The 18,356-nt window shown below is 67.8% G+C and carries 18 protein-coding genes; 16 read left to right on the top strand and 2 right to left on the bottom strand.

The window, feature by feature from the left end; all coding sequences use genetic code 11:
- Positions 1 to 83 precede the first annotated feature (83 nt).
- Positions 84 to 434 (top strand): GFA family protein, encoded by a 351-nt coding sequence (locus AC07R7_RS15935; protein WP_492885043.1) that lies wholly within the window; start codon positions 84 to 86, stop codon positions 432 to 434.
- Positions 435 to 726: 292 nt separating this feature from the next.
- Here the strand turns inward: AC07R7_RS15935 and AC07R7_RS15930 are convergent, their stop codons facing one another.
- The gene (locus tag AC07R7_RS15930) at positions 727 to 1,377 is read right to left on the bottom strand and encodes a haloacid dehalogenase-like hydrolase (protein WP_494635837.1); all 651 of its coding nucleotides are present in this window, start codon (positions 1,375 to 1,377) and stop codon (positions 727 to 729) included.
- A 359-nt stretch (positions 1,378 to 1,736) separates the two neighbouring features.
- On the opposite strand from AC07R7_RS15930, the gene rpsB reads away from it, so the two are divergent.
- The 15 genes from rpsB (at position 1,737) to lpxB (ending at position 16,634) form a co-directional block, all read left to right on the top strand.
- Positions 1,737 to 2,600 (top strand): 30S ribosomal protein S2, encoded by an 864-nt coding sequence (rpsB, locus tag AC07R7_RS15925; RefSeq protein ID WP_492885047.1) that lies wholly within the window; start codon positions 1,737 to 1,739, stop codon positions 2,598 to 2,600.
- 149 nt (positions 2,601 to 2,749) lie between these two features.
- Positions 2,750 to 3,688, top strand: coding sequence for a translation elongation factor Ts (gene tsf, locus AC07R7_RS15920; protein WP_492885048.1), 939 nt, complete (start codon positions 2,750 to 2,752; stop codon positions 3,686 to 3,688).
- 188 nt (positions 3,689 to 3,876) lie between these two features.
- Positions 3,877 to 4,617, top strand: a complete 741-nt coding sequence (gene pyrH / locus AC07R7_RS15915; RefSeq protein WP_492838556.1) for a UMP kinase — start codon at positions 3,877 to 3,879, stop codon at positions 4,615 to 4,617.
- A 28-nt stretch (positions 4,618 to 4,645) separates the two neighbouring features.
- Positions 4,646 to 5,212: a ribosome recycling factor gene (frr, locus tag AC07R7_RS15910; RefSeq protein ID WP_492838555.1), complete on the top strand. Its 567-nt coding sequence runs from the start codon at positions 4,646 to 4,648 to the stop codon at positions 5,210 to 5,212.
- A 50-nt stretch (positions 5,213 to 5,262) separates the two neighbouring features.
- Positions 5,263 to 6,042, top strand: coding sequence for a polyprenyl diphosphate synthase (gene uppS / locus AC07R7_RS15905; RefSeq protein WP_494635836.1), 780 nt, complete (start codon positions 5,263 to 5,265; stop codon positions 6,040 to 6,042).
- Positions 6,020 to 6,847, top strand: coding sequence for a phosphatidate cytidylyltransferase (locus AC07R7_RS15900; protein WP_492838553.1), 828 nt, complete (start codon positions 6,020 to 6,022; stop codon positions 6,845 to 6,847). The genes uppS and AC07R7_RS15900 overlap by 23 nt, the downstream gene beginning before the upstream one ends.
- Positions 6,835 to 8,034: a 1-deoxy-D-xylulose-5-phosphate reductoisomerase gene (dxr, locus tag AC07R7_RS15895; protein WP_492838552.1), complete on the top strand. Its 1,200-nt coding sequence runs from the start codon at positions 6,835 to 6,837 to the stop codon at positions 8,032 to 8,034. Before AC07R7_RS15900 ends, dxr begins: the two co-directional genes overlap by 13 nt.
- A gap of 20 nt (positions 8,035 to 8,054) precedes the next feature.
- Positions 8,055 to 9,251, top strand: coding sequence for a M50 family metallopeptidase (locus AC07R7_RS15890; protein ID WP_492838551.1), 1,197 nt, complete (start codon positions 8,055 to 8,057; stop codon positions 9,249 to 9,251).
- Between the two features lie 17 nt (positions 9,252 to 9,268).
- A complete protein-coding gene (gene bamA, locus AC07R7_RS15885; protein ID WP_492885052.1) occupies positions 9,269 to 11,632 on the top strand; it encodes an outer membrane protein assembly factor BamA in 2,364 nt (787 codons plus the stop codon).
- Between the two features lie 2 nt (positions 11,633 to 11,634).
- The gene (locus tag AC07R7_RS15880; protein ID WP_492885053.1) at positions 11,635 to 12,273 is read left to right on the top strand and encodes an OmpH family outer membrane protein; all 639 of its coding nucleotides are present in this window, start codon (positions 11,635 to 11,637) and stop codon (positions 12,271 to 12,273) included.
- Positions 12,274 to 12,323: 50 nt separating this feature from the next.
- A complete protein-coding gene (gene lpxD, locus AC07R7_RS15875) occupies positions 12,324 to 13,349 on the top strand; it encodes a UDP-3-O-(3-hydroxymyristoyl)glucosamine N-acyltransferase (protein WP_492885055.1) in 1,026 nt (341 codons plus the stop codon).
- Positions 13,346 to 13,825, top strand: coding sequence for a 3-hydroxyacyl-ACP dehydratase FabZ (fabZ, locus tag AC07R7_RS15870; RefSeq protein ID WP_492838548.1), 480 nt, complete (start codon positions 13,346 to 13,348; stop codon positions 13,823 to 13,825). Before lpxD ends, fabZ begins: the two co-directional genes overlap by 4 nt.
- The gene (lpxA, locus tag AC07R7_RS15865; RefSeq protein ID WP_492885057.1) at positions 13,822 to 14,613 is read left to right on the top strand and encodes an acyl-ACP--UDP-N-acetylglucosamine O-acyltransferase; all 792 of its coding nucleotides are present in this window, start codon (positions 13,822 to 13,824) and stop codon (positions 14,611 to 14,613) included. Before fabZ ends, lpxA begins: the two co-directional genes overlap by 4 nt.
- Before the next feature lie 9 nt (positions 14,614 to 14,622).
- Positions 14,623 to 15,465 carry a UDP-2,3-diacylglucosamine diphosphatase gene (gene lpxI, locus AC07R7_RS15860; RefSeq protein ID WP_492838546.1) on the top strand — a complete coding sequence of 281 codons (843 nt, stop codon included), beginning with the start codon at positions 14,623 to 14,625 and terminating at the stop codon, positions 15,463 to 15,465.
- Positions 15,465 to 16,634, top strand: a complete 1,170-nt coding sequence (lpxB, locus tag AC07R7_RS15855; protein ID WP_494635835.1) for a lipid-A-disaccharide synthase — start codon at positions 15,465 to 15,467, stop codon at positions 16,632 to 16,634. The genes lpxI and lpxB overlap by 1 nt, the downstream gene beginning before the upstream one ends.
- Here lpxB and AC07R7_RS15850 read toward each other — a convergent pair.
- Positions 16,593 to 18,335, bottom strand: a complete 1,743-nt coding sequence (locus AC07R7_RS15850) for an ATP-binding protein (protein WP_494635834.1) — start codon at positions 18,333 to 18,335, stop codon at positions 16,593 to 16,595. The two genes, lpxB and AC07R7_RS15850, sit on opposite strands and share 42 nt — an antisense overlap.
- Positions 18,336 to 18,356: the final 21 nt, after the last annotated feature.

The raw sequence follows: 18,356 nt of genomic DNA, 5'->3' as shown, positions 1-18,356 counted from the left end.
GACGGGATTTCCACCGCCGGCGGCGGTCGCCGGCATCGTTGCGATAGAAGAACCGGAACGGGCGGACACAGGGGAGAGGGCCAATGGCCAGTCACGAAGGCGGTTGCCAGTGCGGACGCGTGCGCTACGCGGTCGATGTCGAGCTGGAGGGCGTGATCAGCTGCAACTGTTCCCGTTGCGGCAAGTTGGGCGCGATCCTGGCCTTCGCGCCGGAGAGCGCCTTTGAGCTGAAGAGCGGCCAGGACGCCCTGACCGAATACCAGTTCAACACCCACAAGATCTCGCACCTGTTCTGCGAGACCTGCGGCATCCAGTCGTTCGGGATGGGGACCGCGCCTGACGGCCGGAAGATGGCGGCGATCAATGTCCGCTGCCTGGACGGCGTCGACGTCTTCGCCCTGAAGCCCCGGCCGGTGGACGGCAAATCGTTCTGAGGGCGAGGCGGCGGCGCTAGCCGCTCATCCGCGAGCCCGGGTCGGATCTGGGTTCGACCTGATGCCTAGGTGAAATTCGCGGTGACTGATGGGAGGGGGCGAGGCTGGATTTCAGGCGCGCCGCCTCAATCGAGCAGCGGATTGCCGACGCCGCTTAGGTCCACGTTTTCGCGAGGATGATCATCGTCAGGTTCCGGGGGGATCCTCTCGGGGGCTTTCGACCGTGCTATGGCCCGGACGCCAGCGCGCCGGGCCGTGAGCGGGTTGGGCGGCGCCAGGCCGACGGGCCGGCCTACCAGGCGGCCGCCCGACCGTTGGCCAGCCCGGCCCGGAACAGCCGCCGCTCGGCCTTCTTGCCGCCCTTGACGATCACCGGCGTCTCCGCGCCGCGCAGCAGGGGCAGGTCGTCGAGGCTGTCGGTATAGGCATAGGCCCAGCGCGCGCCATGGCCGGCCTCGGCCAGAGCCTGGCACTTGCGCTGGTGGCGGCAATGGACATCGGCGACCCAGCCGCCGCCGCGGCGCTTCAGAGAGGTGCCAAGCACCTCGATCGGCTGGCCCAGAGGCCCGATCAACGCCTGCGCCAGGATGGCCGGGGCGGCGGTGACCACCACGACGCGGTCGCCGGCGTCCAGATGCGCCTTCAGCGCGGCGAGACCGCCGGGGCGCCAGGCCAGGGCGCTGCCGCCGGCCCGGAACGCTTCGCCGAACCCCGCGCAAGAGTCGCGCAAGGCCCGCTCGCCCAGGCCCGCCGTGGCGATCCACAGCAGGATCGAGGCGCCGAGCCGGCGCGTGCGCGGGATCATCACCATGGGCGCGGCGAACGGAGCCACGGCCAGGACCGCCAGGGCGCGCAAGGGCGAACGCCTGACCCGTCCCCATAGCCAAAGGCCAGTGGAGTCGCCGTCCAGCAAGGTTCCGTCCAGATCGAAGACCGCGAGCATGACGTTCTCCAGCTATGCCTTGTGTAACGACGACGCCGGGTCGATCGGTCCACATCAGTATGTCGGAACGGCGACGACTTTCCGGTCGCCCTGTGGAGCGTCGGTGGATGTTCGCCGGTCTGGAGGGGATGGATCTTGCGGTCGGCGTGGTCGCGACGGATCAACCGTGCGGCCGGCGCCCCCGATCGCGCCGAGGGCTTGCTTTTTCTTCGCCGAGAGACTATCTGCGCGGCCATTCCACACGTGGACGTTCGGTTGCACCGGGGAGACATCCCGGCGTCGCCGTTCCGGTCCCGCTCCAGAATGGTCTGGAACGGGGGTGTCCGCGGAGGTTCAACCGGAAAAAGGATATAGGCCCGATGGCTCTTCCCGAATTCTCCATGCGTCAGCTCCTGGAAGCCGGCGCCCACTTCGGCCACCAGACGCACCGCTGGAACCCGAAGATGGATCGCTACATCTTCGGCTCGCGCTCGAACATCCACATCATCGACCTGTCGCAGTCGATCCCGTTGCTGCACCAAGCCCTGGTGAAGGTCCGTGAAGTCGCCGCCGCCGGCGGCCGCGTGCTATTCGTCGGCACCAAGCGCCAGGCCAGCGACCCGGTCGCCACCGCCGCCAAGCGCTGCGCCCAATACTACGTGAACCACCGCTGGCTCGGCGGCACCCTGACCAACTGGCGCACCGTTTCGGGCTCGATCGCGCGTCTGCGCGAGCTGGAAGGCGTCCTGGCCGGCGAAGGCCAAGGCCGTTCCAAGAAGGAACTGCTGCAGCTGACGCGCGAGCGCGACAAGCTGGAACTGTCGCTGGGCGGCATCAAGGACATGGGCGGCATCCCCGACATCATGTTCGTGATCGACACCAACAAGGAAGCGATCGCGATCCTGGAAGCCCGCAAGCTGAACATCCCGGTCGTCGCCATCCTCGACACCAACTGCGATCCGGACGGCATCACCTACCCGATCCCGGGTAACGACGACGCCGCCCGCGCCCTGCAACTGTACTGCGACCTGATCGCAGACGCCGTTCTGGACGGTCTGGCCGCTGGTCAAGCCGGCTCGGGCGTCGACCTGGGCGCCGCCGTGAACCCGACCGAGCCGGCCCTGGCTCGCGCCCTGGCTCCGGAAGCGATCGCTGAAGCCGTCCCGGAAGCCGCTGTCGAAGCCGCTCCGGAAGCGCCGGTTGAAGTCGCCGCCGAAGCGGCTCCGGAATCGGCCGAGGGCTGATTTCCCGCGCGCCTCTCTCCTGGCCTGGCCGGGGTGGAGAGGCCGTCGCGACCCTGACATGCGACCGGGCTACAAGCCCGGTCGCTACTCTTTATGGATTAGGCGGGCCACAAGCCCGGTCGCTAACCGTTTGAATCTGGAGATTTTCCATGGCTGAGATCACGGCTGCGCTCGTCAAAGAACTGCGCGAAAAGTCCGGCGTCGGCATGATGGACTGCAAGAAGGCGCTGTCGGAAAACAACGGCGACATCGAAGCGTCCATCGACTGGCTGCGCGCCAAGGGCCTGTCCAAGGCCGCCAAGAAGGCCGATCGCGCCGCCGCCGAGGGCCTGGTGGCCGTCGCCACGGCCGAGCAGGGCGCGGGTGAAACCGCCACCGCCGTCGAAGTGAACGCCGAAACCGACTTCGTGTCGCGCAACGACCTGTTCCAGGGCGCTGCTCGCCAGATCGCCGGCGCGGCTCTGACCACCGACGGTTCGGTCGACGCCATCACCGCGGCCAAGCTGGCCGGCGGCGAGAGCGTGCAGGATCACCTGACCAACCTGATCGCCACGATCGGCGAGAACATGATGGTTCGTCGCGCGGCCAAGCACACCGTCGAGAACGGCGTCGTCGCCTCGTACATCCACAACGCCACCGCGCCGGATCTCGGCCGCATCGGCGTGCTGGTGGCCGTCGAGTCGACCGGCGACAAGACCGCCCTGCGCGAACTGGGCCGCAAGATCGCCATGCACGTCGCCGCGACCGCCCCGCTGTCGCTGTCGCCGGACGATCTCGACCCGGCCGCCATCGAGCGTGAAAAGGCCGTGTTCACCGAACAGGCTCTGGAGTCGGGCAAGCCGCCGGCGGTCGTCGAAAAGATGATCGAAGGCCGTATCCGCAAGTTCCTGGAAGAAGTCGTGCTGCTGAAGCAGGCTTTCGTCATGAACCCGGACCAGACCGTCGAGCAACTGGTCGCCGAGACCGCCAAGACGCTGGGCGCGCCGATCGCCGTGAAGGGCTTCACCCGTCTCGCCCTGGGCGAAGGCGTTGAAAAGAAGCAGGACGACTTCGCCGCCGAAGTCGCCTCGATGACTGGCCAGGCCTAAGGCTTGAACGCTGGGTCCTTCGGGGCCCGGCAAACAATCAGGGCGCGGCGCGTCTAGACGCGCGCCGCGCCCTTTTTGCGCCTGCCGTTCGACAACCCCGTCAGAGGGTCAGGACGGTTGGCAAAACCCACCTCACTTCTGTAGAACGCACTTAATGTGCGTGCCGACGACTCAGGAATAGCGGTCCAATGTCCGATACCAGCGCGCCCCAGAAATACCGCCGCATCCTGCTGAAGGTGTCCGGCGAGGTCCTGATGGGCGACACGCCCTACGGTATCGACACCAACACCGTGCAATCCGTGGCCGAAGACGTGGCCGAGATCGTCAAGTCCGGCGTCGAATTGTGCCTGGTGATCGGCGGCGGCAATATCTTCCGCGGCATGGCCGGCGCGGCTAAGGGCATGGAGCGCTCCAGCGCCGACTACATGGGCATGCTGGCCACCGTCATGAACGCTCTGGCCATGCAGGACGCGCTCGAGCGTATCGGCGTCGAGACCCGCGTGCAGTCGGCCATCCCGATGGCCACGGTCTGCGAGCCCTACATCCGCCGCCGCGCCCAGCGGCACCTGGAGAAGGGCCGCGTCGTGATCTTCGCCGCCGGGACCGGAAATCCGTTCTTCACCACCGACACCGCCGCGGCCCTGCGCGCCGCAGAGATGCAGTGCGACGCCCTGTTCAAGGGCACCAGCGTCGATGGCGTCTATACGGCCGATCCCAAGAAGGATCCGAAGGCCGAGCGCTACGAGCGTCTGAGCTACATGGACGTGCTGGCCAAGGACCTGCGGGTCATGGACGCCTCGGCCGTGGCCCTGATGCGCGACAGCAACATTCCGATCGTGGTCTTCTCGATCAAGGGGCGCGGCAATCTGCTGACCGTCCTGCGAGGCGAGGGGACCCACACCGTGGTCGCCGCCGACCGCGCCGCCTGAAGATAGAGAACCGCGAGGAGAGCCCGCCATGGCCGCCGCCGAGAAACCCGTCCTGTCGCGCTACCGCGAGCGAATGGACAAGACCATCGCCGCCCTGAAGGACGAATTCGCCAGTCTGCGCACCGGTCGCGCTTCGGCCAGCCTGCTGGATCAGGTGATGGTCGAGGCCTATGGCTCGACCACGCCGCTGAACGCGGTGGCTTCGGTCAGCGTGCCCGAGCCGCGCCAGATCAATGTCAGCGTCTGGGACCGGGGTGTCGTGGTCTCGGTCGAGAAGGCGATCCGCGCCTCGGGCCTGGGCCTGAACCCGGTCGTCGAAGGTCAGAATCTGCGCATTCCAATTCCGCCGCTGACCGAGGAGCGCCGCAAGGATCTCTCCAAGATCGCCGGCAAGTACGCCGAGCAGCAGAAGATCGCCGTCCGCAACGTCCGCCGCGACGCCAACGACGACCTGAAGAAGGCCGAGAAGGACGGCGCGATCGCCGAGGACGAGCGCAAGAAGATGGAAACCGAGGTCCAGAAGATGACCGACGAGGCCATCAAGCGCGTGGACGAGGCCTTGAAAATCAAAGAACAAGAGATCATGCAAGTCTGATCGCCCTTCCTGCGAGTTGATGGGGGAGCGACGAGGGAAGGTTGAAGCGAATGCCGGCGACCACCGGTCCGCAGAACGTGTCGGGGCGCGCCGGGGGCGAGGCGACCGACCAACGTCTGCACGTGGCCATTATCATGGATGGCAACGGCCGCTGGGCGAAGCAGCGGGGGATGCCGCGCGTCCTCGGCCATCGCGCCGGGGTCAACGCCCTCAAGCGCACCGTCGAGGGCGCTCAGACTCAGAACGTCGGCGTGCTGACCGTCTTCGGCTTCTCGACCGAGAACTGGCGCCGGCCGGCGCACGAGGTCTCCGAACTGATGAGCCTGCTCAAGGCCTATGTTGAATCGGACCTGGAGCGCCTGGCCAAGGCGGGCGTGCGCGTCCGCATCATCGGCCGCCGCACGGGGCTGTCGGCCGATATCGCCGAGGTGATCGACCGGGCCGAGAAGCGCACCGAGGGTAACACCCAGTTCACGCTGCAGGTGGCCTTCAACTACGGCGGTCAGGCTGACATTACCGATGCGGCCCGCGCCTTCGCCGAGAAGGTCGAGCGCGGCGAAGCCAAGGCCTCGGACCTGACCGAAGAGACCTTCGAGCGCTTCCTGTCGACGGCTTCGGCCCCGGCCCCGGACCTGATCGTGCGTACCAGCGGCGAGCGCCGGATTTCCAATTTTCTGCTCTGGGAATGCGCCTACGCCGAGCTGGTCTTCCAGGACGTGCTGTGGCCCGACTACGGGCCCGAGGCCCTGGCGGCCGCCATCGCCGAATATCGCCGTCGGGACCGACGCTACGGAGGGGTCGCTGCCGATGACGTCGCCGTCGCCGGCTAAGCGTTTCAACTGGGGCAATCTTCGGACGCGCGTGGTTTCGGCCACCGTGCTCGTGCCCATGGTCGTGGCCGCCGTCTGGTTCGGCGGCTTCTGGATTCTGGCCCTGGCCCTGGTCTGCGTGGCCCTGTTGGCACGGGAATGGGGCAAGATCAGCGCGCCCAAGGCCCCGCGCGCGGTCGGCGCCGTGGTTGGCGTCTTCTGCGCGATCGCCGTGCTCGCCGGCTTCTTGCACAACTTCTACATCGCCTGGTCGGTCGTGCTGGTCGGCGCCTTCCTGGCGGGGCTGATCGCGCGGGGCGCGGTCGAGCGGCGGGCCGACGCGGCCTATGGCGTGGTCTATATCGCCCCGGCGGTCATCGCTCTGGTCTGGGTTCGCTCCCTGCCCGACGGTCTGTGGTGGACGCTGCTGCTGTTCGTGGTGACCTGGTTCGCCGACATCTTCGCCTATGTGGTGGGCAGCCTGCTGAAGGGGCCCAAGCTGTGGCCCCAGATCTCGCCCAACAAGACCTGGTCGGGTTTCATCGGCGGCCTGGTGGCGGCGACGATCGGCGCGGTCCTGGTGGCCCACTTCGCCCATCTGAAGCTGGTCTGGCCCGCGGCGGCCCTGATCGGCCTCCTCGGCGGTCTGGCGACCATGGCCGGCGATCTCTGGGAATCGATCCTCAAGCGTCGCTTCGGCGTGAAGGACAGCGGCGACATCATCCCGGGCCACGGCGGCCTGCTGGATCGCGTCGATGGCCTGATGTTCGCGGCGATCGTCATCGCCGCCGTCCGGCTGGTCGACCACGTAGGATGGGCGCATTGACCTTACCCCGCAAGGTGGTGGTGCTGGGCTCGACCGGGTCGATCGGCCTTTCGACCTTGAGCCTTTTCGAGGAATCCGGCGTCGAGATCGAGATTCTGGCCCTGACGGCTGGGCGCAATGTCGAGCGCCTGATCCAGCAGGCCCGGCGCTGGACGCCGACGGTCGCGGTCATCGAGGACGAGAGCAAGCTGCAGGCGCTGAAGGACGGTCTGGCCGGAACCGGCGTGCGCGCCGCCGCCGGCGCGGCCGCCGTGACCGAAGCCGCCGCCATGGGCGCGGACTGGGTGATGTCGGCGATCGTCGGCGCGGCGGGCCTCCCCCCCACCGTCGCGGCCGCCCGCACCGGCGCGATCGTGGCCCTGGCCAACAAGGAAAGCCTCGTCTGCGCGGGGCCGGCCCTGCTGGCCATCGCCAAGGCGGCCGGCGGTTCGGTGATCCCGGTCGATTCGGAGCACTCGGCCATCTTCCAGGTGCTGCAGCCCGACTGCGCCCACCGGGTGGCGCGACTGATCCTGACCGCCTCGGGCGGGCCCTTCCGCACCTGGGACAGGGCCGCCATGGCCGCCGCGACCCCGGAACAGGCCATCGCCCACCCGAATTGGAGCATGGGCGCCAAGATTTCGGTCGATTCCGCGACGATGATGAACAAGGGCCTCGAAATGATCGAGGCTTCCTACCTGTTCGGAACGCCCGAAGACCGTATCGACGTCGTGATCCATCCCCAGTCCGTGATCCACAGCCTGGTCGAGTACGCCGATGGCTCGACCCTGGCCCAGATGGGCCCGCCCGACATGCGCGCTCCGATCGCCTGCGCCTTCGCCTGGCCGGACCGGCTGCCCTGGCCGGCGCCGCGCCTGGATCTGGCCGCCTACGGCCAGCTGACCTTCGAATCGCCCGACCTGGACCGGTTCCCGTCGATCGGCATCGCCCGCGAGGCTCTGCGCCTGGGCGGCGGCGCGCCGACGGCGATGAACGCGGCCAATGAGGTCGCCGTTGCTGCTTTCCTTGACCGGCGGATTGGCTTTCTCGATATTGCCGCCGCGGTGGCGGGAACCCTTGAGCGTATGAACAGTCTGGGCAACCTCGCCGTGGCGGAAAGTGACGCTGTCGATAATGCGATGATGATCGACGCCAGCGCTCGCCGCATTGCGGCCGAGGTTGTCGCGCAAAAGCATCGCCGGCTCTGATCCGGGGGACCGGCCAACCTATGACTGACGTCTTGATCTTCATCCTGTCCACGGCCTTCGTGCTGTCCGTCGTGGTGACCATCCATGAGCTCGGGCACTATTGGGCCGCGCGGGCTTGCGGGGTGGCCATCGACTGCTTCTCGATCGGCTTTGGCCCGCCGCTGCTGTCGTGGACCGACAAGCACGGCGTCGAATGGCGCGTCGCCTCGATCCCCCTGGGCGGCTATGTCCGCTTCTCCGGCGACGAGAACGCCGCCAGCGTGCCCGACCAGGACAACCTGGCCGCCATGCGCGACTCGATCGTGCGGCGCGAGGGCGAGGCGGGGGTCTCCAAGTACTTCCATTTCAAGCCGGTCTGGCAGCGGGCGATCATCGCCGTGGCCGGCCCGGTGTCGAACTTCGTCCTGGCCATCCTGATCATGGCGGTTTTCCTGGTGCTGGTCGGCTCGCCGCAGCGTGTGGCCAGCGTCAACGGTGTCGTGCCGGGCGGCGCGGCGGCGGCGGCCGGCTTCAAGAAGGGCGATATCATCGTCGCCGCCGACGGGCGCAAGATCGGCACGTTCCAGGACCTGCAAGGCTATGTCTCGCTGCGCGCCAACCTGCCGATCGACTTCACGGTCAAGCGGGGCGAGCAGCAGGTTCACCTGACCGCCACGCCGCGCCTGGTCGAGATCAACGACAAGATCAGCGGGCGCATGAAGACCGGCCAGCTGGGCATCGAGAACGCCGGGATCACCCAGTTCAAGCGCTCCAGCGTCCTGACCGCCATTCCCGACGCCACGGTCGAGGTGTGGGGCATGATCAGGACGATCGGCTTCTATCTGGGCCGCCTCGTCACCGGTCAGATGCCCGCCGACCAGATCAGCGGCCTGATCGGCATCGGCCACACCGCCGGCGCGGTGACCAAGGCCAGCGCCGCCGGCGCGCCCGACGTGGGCACCATGGCCCTGCGCGTCTTCATGTCGTCCATGCTGCTGATCGCCAGCCTGTCGGTCAGCATCGGCTTCATGAATCTGCTGCCGATCCCGGTCCTCGATGGCGGACATCTGCTGATGTACGCCTACGAAGCCGTGGCCAAGCGGCCTCTACGGGCGGATTTCCAGGCGGCCGGCTTCCGCGCGGGGCTTGCCTTGATCCTGGGTTTCATGCTGTTCGCGGCGTGGAACGACCTCAACCGCTACGACGTGTTCAAATTCATCGGCGGCCTGTTCACGTGAACGCCCGCTCTTCGTCCATGATTGGTCCCATGAACAAACTTCGCGCCCAAAGCGCCGCGTTCGCCACGGGTATGGCGCTGCTCCTCGGCTCGACGGCCCTGGTGGCTCCGCAACAGGCTTTCGCCCAGGCCGCTCAGACCGGCGTGGTCCAGCGCATCGTCGTTCAGGGCAACGAACGCATCGAGCAGGGCACGGTTCTGTCCTATCTGCCGATCCAGCCGGGCGACACGGTCGATTCCCAGCGCCTCGACCTGGCGCTGAAGACCCTGGCCCGCACCGACCTGTTCGCCGACGTGAAGATCGAGATGCAGGGCGGCGACCTCGTGGTGAAGGTCGTCGAGAACCCGATCATCAACCAGGTGGTCTTCGAGGGGAACTCGTCCCTGAAGGAAGACAAGCTGAAGGACGAAGTGCAGATCCGCCCGCGCGGCATCTTCACCCGCGCCAAGGTGCAGGCCGACGTCCAGCGTATCATCGAACTGTATCGCCGTTCGGGCCGCATCTCGGCGACCGTGACGCCCAAGGTGGTGGAACTGCCGCAGAAGCGCGTCGACCTGGTCTTTGAAATCAGCGAAGGCCCCAAGAGCGGCGTGCTGGGGATCAACTTCCTGGGCAACAGCGAGTATTCGGACAACGACCTGCGCGACGTGGTCGTGACCAAGGAAAGCCGCTGGTACAAGATCCTGACCAGCAACGACAACTACGACCCCGACCGGATCGAGTACGACCGCGAGCAACTGCGCAAGCACTACCGCAACCGCGGCTTCTTCGACTTCCGCGTCGTCTCGTCGGTGGCCGAGCTGGCGCCCGACAAGAACGGCTTCGCCGTCACCTACACCCTCGACGAAGGCCCGAAGTACAAGTTCGGCAAGGTCACCGTCGAAACCGAACTGAAGAAGCTGGACGGCAACCTGCTGGCGCAGATCCTGCCGATCCGCGCCGGCCAGCTGTACGAGGACGAACGCATCGAGCAGGCCACCGACGCCCTGACCTTCGCGGCGGGCGCGGCCGGCTTCGCCTTCGTGGACGTGCGTCCGCGCTACGTGCCCAATCGCGAGACCAAGACCGTCGACGTGGTGTTCTCGGTCCGTGAAGGCCCGCGCGTCTATGTCGATCGCATCGACATCGTCGGCAACACCCGCACGCTGGACTACGTCCTGCGCCGCGAGCTGGAGGTGGCCGAGGGCGACGCCTACAACCGCGTGCTGGTCGACCGCTCGAAGAACAACATCCGCCGCCTGGGCTTCTTCAAGGAAGTCGACATCGAGGACACCCCCGGTTCGGCTCCGGACCGCACCAGCCTGAAGGTGAAGGTCGAGGAGCAGCCGACGGGCGAACTGTCGTTCAGCGCCGGCTACAGCTCGGTCGACAAGCTGGTGCTCGACGTCGGCATCACGGAACGCAACTTCCGTGGCCGCGGCCAGAACCTGCGGGCCCGCGCCTCGGTCGGTTCGCTGCGCCAGCAGATCGACTTCGGCTTCAGCGAGCCGCGGTTCGCCGGTCGCAACCTGGTGGCGGGCGTCAACCTGTACACCTTCCGCTACAACCTGTCGGACTACGCGGCCTACGATACCAAGTCGGTCGGCGGCGACATCCGCTTCGGCTTCCCGCTGACCAACGACTCGTCGATGAGCCTGCGCTACACGATCCGTCAGGACGACGTCAGCGTGGCCGACAGCCTCTGCACCAGCGGCTCGGTCTCGCAGATCCTCTGCCTGCAGCGCGGCGCCTACATCACCTCGCTGATCGGCTATGGCCTGCGCATCGACAAGCGCAACGACCCGATCAACCCGACCCGCGGCTGGTTCGCCGACCTGAACCAGGACCTGGCCGGCATCGGCGGCGACGTGAAGTACCTCAAGACCGAAGCCGACGCCGGCTGGTACTGGGGCTTCACCAAGGACCTGGTGTTCAGCGCCACGGGCTCGTTCGGCTATATCGAGGGCTGGGGCGGCGACAATGTCCGCATCAACGATCGCTTCTATCGCGGCGGCACCTCGTTCCGCGGCTTCGAGATCGCCGGTATCGGTCCGCGCGACATCTCGAGCACCAACAACTCGATGGGCGCCAAGCTTTACGCGATCAGCACCTTCGAGCTGACCATCCCGACCTTCCTGCCCGAGCAGTACGGCATCAAGGCCGCCCTGTTCAGCGACGTGGGTACGGCGGGTCTGCTGGATGATGTGGATCGTCAGAAGTCGCCTGGCATCTTCGATCCGTTCATCAAGGATAACCTCGGCCTGCGTGCGACGGCGGGTATCTCGATCGACTGGAAGTCCCCCATGGGTCCCATCCGATTCGATATCAGCCGCATTTTGGCCAAGGAAGACTACGATCGAACCGAAACCTTCCGGTTCTCCACCTCCACAAGGTTCCAATAAACATGTCCAAGTTCCTGTCCGCGGCCGCGTCCAGCGTCGTCGCTCTCGCCCTCGCGACCAGCGCCTCGGCCCAGACGGCTCCGGCCGCCGCTCCCGCGGCTCCGGCTGTCACGCACGGCCCGGCTCTGCCGGGCGTCTGCATCTTCTCGAGCCAGGGCGCCGTCGGCAACTCGCTGGTGGGTAAGGCGGTCGACGCCCGCCTGAAGACCATCATCCAGCAGGTGAACGCCGAGCTGACCGCCGAGCGCACGGGTCTCGACAACGAAGCCAAGGCTCTCGACGCCAAGAAGGCCACCCTGGCCCAGGACGCCCTGGAGCAGCAGGCCGCCGCTCTGCAGGTCAAGGCCAACGCCTGGCAGCGCAAGGGCCAACTGCGCCAGAAGGAAGTGGAAACCACCGAGCAGAAGGCGCTGCAGCGCGTCTATCAGGAGATGGATACGCCGATCCGTCAGGTCTATCAGGCCCAGAAGTGCAGCATCCTGTTCGATCGCGAATCGGTGATGCTGGCCAACCCGGCGATGGACATCACCGGCGCCGTGGTCGCCGCTCTCGACGCGCGCATCAAGACCCTGACCTTCGATCGCGAACGTCTGGACCAAGGCGCTCCGGGCGCCGCGGCCCTGCAACCGACCAATAAGTAAGCGAATCGTCTCCTTTAGGATTACCTAGGGGAACTTATTCGTGAGGAGCCATGCCGGACCCCCGTTTCTTCGACAACCTGGGTCCGGCATCGCTTTCCGAGTTGGCCCGGGCCGGCGCCGCCGAACTGGCGGACGCCGCCCTGGGCGACCGGGCCATCGCCCGCGCCGCGCCGCTGGATAGCGCTGACGCGCAGAGCGTCGCCTTCTTCTCCGACGCCAAGCGCAGGGACGCCGCCGGGTCCACCCTGGCCGGGGCGTGTTTCGTGCGTCCCGAGCACGGCGATCTTCTTCCCGAGACCTGCGCCGCGCTGATCACCAGGCACCCACAGGCGGCCTGGGCCGCGGCCGTGGGCCGTCTTCACGCGCCGCGCCGTCACGATCCCTCCGCCGCCGCCCTTCATCCGGAAGCGGAGCTGGAGGATGGCGTCCTGCTGGCGCCCAACGTGACGATCGGGCAGGGGGCGAGAATTGGGCGCGGCACGAGGATCGGCCCTGGGGCCGTCATCGGTCCGGGCGTGCTGATCGGGCGTGACTGCGTGATCGGCCCCAATGCCGTGATCGGTTTCGCGCTGCTGGGCGACCGGGTGTCGGTCTCGGCCGGCGCGGTGCTGGGCGAGGCGGGCTTCGGGGCCGCTGTCGGGCCGCGCGGCATGGTCGACATGCCCCAGCTGGGCCGGGTGGTGATCCAGGACGACGTCACGATCGGCGCCAACAGCTGCGTCGACCGGGGCGCCTTCGCCGACACCACGATCGGCGAGAACACCAAGATCGACAACCTGGTGCATGTCGCGCACAACGTCCGTGTAGGACGCAATTGCGTGCTGGCGGCCTATACCGGGCTGTCGGGCAGCACGATCGTCGGCGACGGTGTCGCCTTCGGTGGCAAGGCCGGCGTCGCCGACCATTTGAACATCGGCTCGGGCGCGAGCATCGGGGCGGCCGCCTCGGTGTTCAAAGACGTGCCGGAAGGCGAAACTTGGACGGGATTTCCGGCGCGGCCGCTCAAGCGGTGGCTTCGGGAGACCGCATGGCTGTCGCGCATGGCGGGCGGTCGAGGGACGAGGGGCAGACCATGAGCGAGAACACCGAGCAAACGGTGCGGACCGACATCGACATCGCGGAGATCCTGGCGCGCATCCCGCACCGCTATCCGTTCCTGCTGGTCGACCGCGCCGAGGACTACAGGCCCGGCCAGTCGATCGTCGGCATCAAGTGCGTGACGATCAACGAGCCGTTCTTCCAGGGCCACTTCCCGGGCAACCCGGTGATGCCCGGCGTGCTGATCATCGAGGCCCTGGCCCAGACGGGCGCGGTGTTGATGAGCAAGACGCTCGAGGTCGACACCGAGGGCAAGACCATCTTCTTCATGTCGATCGACGGCGTGCGCTTCCGCAATCCTGTGCGTCCCGGCGACGTGATCCGGATGGAGGTCGAGGTGGTGCGCGCGCGCTCATCGATCTTCAAGTTCAAGGGCGTGGCCAAGGTCGGCGACAAGGTGGCCGCCGAGGCCGAGTTCGCCGCCATGGTGGTCGAGACGGGACCCAAGGCATGACCATCCATCCCACCGCCATCATCGCGCCCGAGGCCAAGATCGCCGCGGATGTCGAGATCGGACCCTATAGCATCGTCGGCCCCGACGTGACGCTGGAAGCAGGTGTGCGGCTGTTGTCGCACGTCGTGGTGGAGGGCGCGACGACGATCGGCGAGGCTTGCGTCGTGCATCCGTTCGCCAATCTGGGCGGCCCGCCGCAGCATCTGGGCCATAAGGGCGAGCGTACTGAACTGCTGATCGGGCCACGCAATATCATCCGCGAGCACGTGACCATGCATACGGGCACCGCGTCGGGTAAGGGCGTGACGACGATCGGTTCGGACGGCCTCTACATGGTCGGCTCGCATGTCGCTCACGACTGTTCGGTCGGCGATTTCGTGGTGCTGGCCAAGGGCGCGACCCTGGGCGGTCACGTGGCGATCGGCGACTACGTGTTCATGGGCGGCCTGGCCGCCGCGCACCAGTTTTCGCGCATTGGCCGCTACAGCTTCATCGGCGGCCTGGCCGCCGTGACAAAGGACGTCATTCCGTACGGCTCGGTCTGGGGCAACCATGCCCATCTCGAGGGCCTGAACCTGGTCGGCCTCAAACGCCGCGGCTTCTCGCGCGAGACGATCAATGCTCTGCGCGCGGCCTATCGCCTGATGTTCGCCGACGAAGGCACCTTCCAGGAGCGTCTCGAGGACGTGGCCGAAACCCATGCGGCGATCCCGGAGGTGATGGAGATTGTCGACTTCATCCGCGCCGACGCCAACCGCCCGCTCTGCCTGCCCGAGCGCGAGGTCTAGGGTCGGGTGATGCGCAAGCTCGGTCTGATCGCCGGCGGCGGGGCGTTGCCCGTCGAACTGGCGGCCCATTGCGAGGCCGCCGGCCGCGCCTTCGCGGTGATGCGCCTGCGCGGCTTCGCCGACCCGGCCTTGGCGCGCTATCCTGGCGCCGAGGTCGGCATCGGCGAGTTCGGCAAGGCGTTCAAGGCGCTGCGGGCCGAGGGCTGCGAGGTCGTCTGCTTCGCCGGCGACGTGAAGCGCCCGGACTTCGCCGCCCTGATGCCGGATGCGCGCGGCCTGCTGATCGTGCCCAGCCTGATCAAGGCGGCGCGCCAAGGCGATGACGCCTTGCTGCGCCGGGTGCTGGACGAGTTCGAGAAGGAAGGTTTCGAGATCGAGGGGGCGCACGAGGTGGTCGGCGAGATGACCTTGCCGCGCGGCCGCCTGGGCAAGTTCTATCCGCGCGACGAGCACATGGCCGATATCGACAAGGCCCTGCTGGTGGCGCGCGAGATCGGCCGACTGGACGTGGGCCAGGGCGCCGTGGTCTGCAACGGCCTGGTCCTGGCCGTCGAGGCCCAAGAGGGCACCGACGCCATGCTGCGCCGGGTAGCCGAGCTGCCTCAGGCGATCCGTGGCTCGGCCGAGCGTCCGCGCGGCGTGCTGGCCAAGGCGCCCAAGCCGATCCAGGAGACCAAGGTCGATCTGCCGACCATTGGCGTCGCCACTATCCAGCGCGCCGCCCGCGCGGGCCTGGCGGGCGTGGTCGGCGAGGCCGGCGGTCTGCTGGTGGTCGACCGCGAGGCCGTGACGGCCTGCGCCGACGATCTGGGCCTCTTCGTGCTGGGGGTTGATCCGCAGGAGCGGACTTGATGCTGAAGGTCATGCTGGTCGCCGCCGAGGCCTCGGGCGACGCCTTGGGCGCCAGTTTAGCCAAGGCGTTGCGGGCGCGGCTGGGCGACAAGGTCGCGTTCGTCGGCGTCGGCGGAGCCAAGATGGCCGAGCAGGGGGTCGACAGCCCCTTCGATATCGCCCAGCTGTCGATCCTGGGCATCGTGGAGGGGCTGAAGGCCTATCCGACGGTCAAGGCCCGCCTGAAGGACACCGTGGCCCTGGCGGCCCGCGAAAAGCCCGACGTCGCCATCCTGATCGACAGCTGGGGCTTCAACATTCGCCTGGCCCATGCTCTGCGGAAGCTGGATCCCAGGTTGCCGCTGGTGAAGTACGTCGCGCCGCAGGTCTGGGCCTATCGCGCCGGCCGCGCCCGAAGCCTGGCCAAGGCCGTCGACCTGCTGTTGTCGATCCAGCCGATGGACAAGCCGTATTTCGACGCCGTGGACCTGCCCAGCGTCTTCGTCGGCAACTCGGCCCTGGCCAAGCGCTTCGACCATGCCGACGGCGCGAGATTGCGCGCGGCGATCGGCGTCTCGGCCTCCGATCAGATCCTCCTCGTGCTGCCCGGCAGTCGTCCGTCCGAGATCGAGCGCGTGCTGCCGGCCTTCGAGGACGCCGTGCGCCTTCTGAAGGCCGAGCGGCCTGAGCTCGAGATCGTCGTCCCCGCCGCCTACACGGTGGCCGAGGCCGTGAAGGCTCGTATCGCCGGCTGGCCGTTCCGGGCGCACGTGATCGAGGACGAGCAGCAGAAGGACGACGCCTTCGTCGCCGCCGACGTCGCCCTGGCCTGCAGCGGCACGGTGACGACCGAGCTGGCCCTGGCCGGCCGGCCGATGGTGGTCGGCTACAAGATCGCGCCCCTGACCTACGCCATCCTCAAGCGCTTGATGAAGCCGCGCTGGGTCACGCTGTTCAACATCGCCGCCGACCGGGAGATCGCGCCCGAACTGCTGCAGGACGCCTGCGAAGGTGAGGGCCTGGCCCGCGAAGTCTCGCGGTTGCTGGACGATCCGGCGTTGCGCGCCGAGCAGTCCGCCGAGCAGAGCGCCGCGCTGGACAAGATGGGCCGCGGCATGCCCGACCCGTCGGAAGCCGCTGCCGACGCCTTAATCGACTTCCTGAAGGCGAGGGGCCTGGTTGCGGCCTGAAACCGCTCGGTCGAGCGCGCCCAGCAGCTTGGCGACGTCGATCGGCTTGCTGACGTGGTCGTCCATACCCGCCTCGATCAGCAGTTCTATCTGGTGGCGCATGGCGTTGGCCGTCAGGGCGATCACCGGCGTGCGCGGACGGCCTTCCTCGGCTTCCAGGCGTCGGATCTCCTTCAGCGCCGTCAAGCCGTCCATGACCGGCATGTGGATGTCCATCAGCACCGCGTCCCAGGGTTCGTCGCGCCACGCGGCCAGGGCCTTGGCGCCGTCGTCGACGATGAGGGGCTCGACACCGGCCTGGCTCAGCACTGAGCGCAGAACCAGCTGGTTGGTCGGATTGTCCTCGGCGGCCAGGATGCGCAGTCCCGGCGCGGCGTCGGGCGCGGCCTCGTCCTCGGCGTGCGCGAGCGTGGCGACCTTCGTCAGCGGCAGGATGACCGTGAAGGCGCTGCCTTCGCCCAGGCGGCTGAACAGGGTGACGTCGCCGTCCATGCGCCGGGCCAGTTCGCGGCTGATAGCCAGCCCCAGGCCCGCGCCGCCGTGGCGACGGGTGGCGATGTCGTCCAGCAGCACGAAGCGGTCGAACAGGCGCTCCTGCGCGTCGGCGGCGACGCCGGGACCGGTGTCGGCGACAGTCAGTTCCAGCCGGCCGGCCACGTAGTCAGCCACGATGGACACGCCGCCAGCCTCAGTGAACTTCACGGCGTTGGACAGCAGGTTGTGCAGGATCTGTCGCAGCCGGGCGGCGTCGCCCAGATAGGCGCCCTCGGCGGTCGGGGAGATGGACAGATCGTGGCTCAACCCCTTGCCCAGAGCCAGGGCGGCGAAGGTCTGGCCGCAGCCGACCAGCAGGTCGCGCAGGTCGAACGGCTCGAGCCGCAGCTCCAGTTGGCCCGACTCGATGCGGGCCAGGTCCAGCAGATCGTTGAGGATCGCGGTCAGGGCCTTGCCCGATTGGCGGACTACGCCCAGGCGCTCGCGCTGGGCCGGCGAAAGTTCGTCGGCCTGCATCACCTGCGCCATGCCCAGGATGCCGTTCAGCGGCGTGCGGATCTCGTGGCTCATGGTCGCCAGGAAGGCGGTCTTGGCGCGGTTGGCGCTGGCCGCCTCTGCCTCGCGGGCCTGGGCCAGCGCGGTGGCTTCGGCCATCTGCCGGACCGTCGCTTCGCGATGCAGGGCATAGCGCAGCACGTAGGCGAAGAAGCAGAGCACCGCGACCAGGGAGAGCGCCAGCTGGACGGGGCCGGTCGACGGGAGGGTCAGAACCGTGATCAGCAGCACTTGCAGCACCACGGCGGCCAGGGCGGCCAGGCCGATCCGGCGGGAGATCACGAACTCGGCCGTGCAGCTCAGCGCGATGGCGGCCATCATCGCGCCGCCGGCCAGCACCGACGCGCGCTCGCTCAGCAGCACCAGGGCCGACGGCAGGCTGGCATAGATGAAGGTGTAGACCAGGGTGAAGGCCGCCAGCACGGTCTCAAGGACCGGCGCGGCCTGGCCATGCTTGGCGATGAACCGGCAGAGCAGCTGGCTGGCGGCGACCAGCGCCAGGGCGGCCCCCAGCCAGACGACGCAGATCGAGGCATCGAGCCACGCGCAGCTCCCGGCGGCGGCCAGCAGGGTCATCGGCACGATGGACAGCAGATCGCGGCGGCGATGCTCGACGATGCTCAGCCACCGCGTATCCAGAACGCACCTCACACGCCGAAACTAGACTCGCCC

This window comes from Caulobacter sp. GW821-FHT05F04 (genome assembly GCF_059419665.1).
The sequence above is the reverse complement of the archived record's forward strand: the minus strand, read 5'-3'. Positions and strand labels throughout refer to the sequence as shown.